At 72.5% G+C, this 3,144-nt stretch carries 3 protein-coding genes; all 3 read left to right on the top strand.

The genetic code is table 11. The features are described 5' to 3' along the window. Positions 1-376 (top strand): AtuA-related protein (locus JS521_RS34880; RefSeq protein WP_443732192.1); only part of this gene is annotated, 376 nt, incomplete at its 5' end. Further along, complete coding sequence (locus JS521_RS34875) at positions 373-1,971, top strand: acyl-CoA carboxylase subunit beta (RefSeq protein WP_205086872.1); 1,599 nt, start codon at positions 373-375, stop codon at positions 1,969-1,971. The genes JS521_RS34880 and JS521_RS34875, both read left to right, overlap by 4 nt. Positions 1,972-1,978: 7 nt before the next feature. After that, positions 1,979-3,144 (top strand): ATP-binding protein (locus JS521_RS34870; RefSeq protein ID WP_275564247.1); only part of this gene is annotated, 1,166 nt, incomplete at its 3' end.

The following is a 3,144-nucleotide window of genomic DNA, read 5'->3' as shown; positions in this document are numbered from 1 at the left end:
GTACCCCTCCGGCCCCCCCCAGCGCGCCCCCCTCGGGCTGTACGCCGGAGCCCGCAGCGGCGACAAGGGCGGTGACGCCAACGTGGGTGTCTGGGTACGCGACGACGACGCCTGGCGTTGGCTGGCACACGAGCTGAGCGTCGAGCGCTTCAAGGAACTCCTTCCGGAGACGGCTGGCCTGACCGTCGTCCGTCACGTCCTGCCCAACCTCCGCGCCCTGAACTTCACCGTCCACGGACTCCTGGGCGAAGGCGTCGCCGCCCAGGCCCGGTTCGACCCGCAGGCCAAGGCGGTGGGGGAGTGGCTGCGGTCCCGGTGGCTGCCGATCCCCGTGGCTCTGCTCGAAGGCATCGATGCCCCGGAGGCGACCGCATGACCGTCCTGCCCACCGCGCTCGACGCCAACAGCCCCGAGTACGCCGCGAATCGGGCCACCATGGCGGCCAAGCTCGCCGAGCTGGAGACCGAGCACGCCAAGGCGCTCGCGGGCGGCGGCGAGAAGTACGTGACCCGGCACCGCAAGCGCGGCAAGCTCCCGGCGCGGGAGCGGATCGAGCTGCTCGTCGACCCCGACACCCCGTTCCTGGAGCTGTCGCCGCTGGCCGCCTGGGGCAGCGACTACGCGGTCGGGGCCTCGCTCGTCACCGGGATCGGGGTGGTCGAGGGCGTCGAGTGCCTGATCACCGCCAATGACCCGACCGTACGCGGCGGGGCGTCGAACCCCTGGACGCTGAAGAAGGCCCTGCGCGCCAACGAGATCGCCTTCGCCAACCGGCTGCCCGTCATCAGCCTGGTCGAGTCGGGCGGGGCCGACCTGCCCTCCCAGAAGGAGATCTTCATCCCCGGCGGTGCGCTCTTCCGGGACCTCACGCGGCTCTCCGCCGCCGGAATCCCCACCGTGGCCGTCGTGTTCGGCAACTCCACCGCCGGAGGCGCGTACGTCCCCGGCATGTCCGACCACACCGTGATGATCAAGGAGCAGTCCAAGGTCTTCCTCGGCGGCCCGCCCCTGGTGAAGATGGCCACCGGCGAGGAGAGCGACGACGAATCCCTCGGCGGGGCCGAGATGCACGCCCGCACCTCCGGGCTCGCCGACCATTTCGCCGTGGACGAGCACGACGCGATCCGCCAGGCCCGTCGCATCGTGGCCCGGCTCAACTGGCGTAAAGCGCATGCCGATCCGGGCCCCGCCGAGCCGCCGAAGTACGACGAGGAGGAGCTGCTCGGCATCGTCCCGGGCGACCTGAAGGCCCCGTTCGACCCGCGCGAGGTCATCGCCCGGCTGGTCGACGGCTCGGACTTCGACGCCTTCAAGCCGCTGTACGGGCCGAGCCTGGTGACCGGCTGGGCGCGGCTGCACGGCTACCCGGTCGGCATCCTCGCCAACGCGCAAGGGGTGCTGTTCAGCGAGGAGTCACAGAAAGCGGCGCAGTTCATCCAGCTTGCCAACCAGCGCGACATCCCGCTCCTCTTCCTCCACAACACCACGGGCTACATGGTCGGCAAGGAGTACGAGCAGGGCGGCATCATCAAGCACGGCGCGATGATGATCAACGCGGTGGCGAACTCGAAGGTCCCGCATCTGTCGGTCCTGATGGGCGCGTCCTACGGGGCGGGCCACTACGGCATGTGCGGCCGCGCCTACGACCCGCGCTTCCTCTTCGCCTGGCCCAGCAGCAAGTCCGCCGTCATGGGGCCGCAGCAGCTCGCGGGCGTCCTGTCGATCGTCGCCCGCGCGTCGGCCGCCGCGAAGGGGCAGCCGTACGACGACGAGGCGGACGCCGGGCTGCGCGCCATGGTGGAGCAGCAGATCGAGGCGGAGTCGCTGCCGATGTTCCTGTCCGGGCGGCTGTACGACGACGGGGTCATCGACCCGCGCGACACCCGGACCGTCCTCGGGATGTGCCTGTCCGCGATCCACACCGCACCGGTCGAGGGCGCCCGCGGCGGCTTCGGCGTCTTCCGGATGTGAGGCCCACATGACCATCACCACGTTGCTCGTCGCCAACCGGGGCGAGATCGCCTGCCGGATCTTCCGCACCTGCCGCGACCTGGGCATCACCACGGTCGCCGTGTACTCCGACGCGGACGCCGACGCCCTGCACGTACGGCGGGCGGACCTCGCCGTACGCCTGCCGGGCGCGGCTCCCACCGACACCTATCTCCGCGGCGACCTCGTCGTGGCCGCCGCCCTGGCCGCCGGGGCGGACGCCGTGCACCCCGGCTACGGCTTCCTCTCCGAGAACGCCGCCTTTGCCGCCGCCGTGCAGGACGCGGGGCTCGTGTGGGTGGGGCCCCCGGTGAAGGCGATCGAGCTGATGGCCTCCAAGACCCGGGCCAAGGAGCTGATGGGCGGGGCCGGGGTGCCGCTGCTGGCCCCCGTGGACCCGGCGACGGCGGGCGAGGACGACCTGCCGCTGCTGCTGAAGGCGGCGGCGGGCGGCGGCGGACGCGGCATGCGGATCGTCCGCGAACTCGACGCGCTACCAGGCGAGTTGCTGGCGGCCGCCGCCGAGGCCGCCTCCGCCTTCGGGGACGGGGAGGTCTTCGCCGAGCCGTACGTGGAGCGCGGCCGGCACGTCGAGGTGCAGGTGATGGCGGACGCGCACGACACCGTGTGGGCGCTCGGGACGCGGGACTGCTCGCTGCAACGCCGCCACCAGAAGGTCGTCGAGGAGGCTCCGGCCCCCGGTTTGGACGACACCCTGCGCGAGCGGCTGCACGAGGCGGCGGTGGCGGCGGCACGGGCGGTCGACTACCGGGGCGCGGGCACCGTGGAGTTCCTGGTCTCCGCCGAGGGCCGCCCGTACTTCCTGGAGATGAACACCCGACTCCAGGTCGAACACCCGGTGACGGAAGCCGTGTTCGGGCTCGATCTCGTCGCCCTGCAACTGCGCGTGGCGGAAGGCGAACCGCTGCCGACCCCCGCGCCCCCGCAGCCGTCCGGCCACGCGGTGGAGGCCCGGCTCTACGCCGAGGACCCGGCCCGCGACTGGCAGCCGCAGGCCGGCGCGCTGCTCACCCTGGAGGTGCCGGAGGGCCCCGGCCTGCGCCTGGACACCGGGTACACCGGCGGCGACACCATCGGCGTGCACTACGACCCGATGATCGCCAAGGTGATCGCCCACGCCCCGACCCGCCGCGA

The organism is Streptomyces durocortorensis (genome assembly GCF_016901035.1).
Taxonomy (GTDB): Bacteria; Actinomycetota; Actinomycetes; order Streptomycetales; family Streptomycetaceae; genus Streptomyces; species Streptomyces durocortorensis.
The sequence above is the reverse complement of the archived record's forward strand: the minus strand, read 5'-3'. Positions and strand labels throughout refer to the sequence as shown.

Coding starts and splice junctions, on each gene's coding strand:
- JS521_RS34875 (WP_205086872.1), top strand. CDS start 373: ATGACCGTCCTGCCCACCGCGCTCGACGCCAACAGCCCCGAGTACGCC.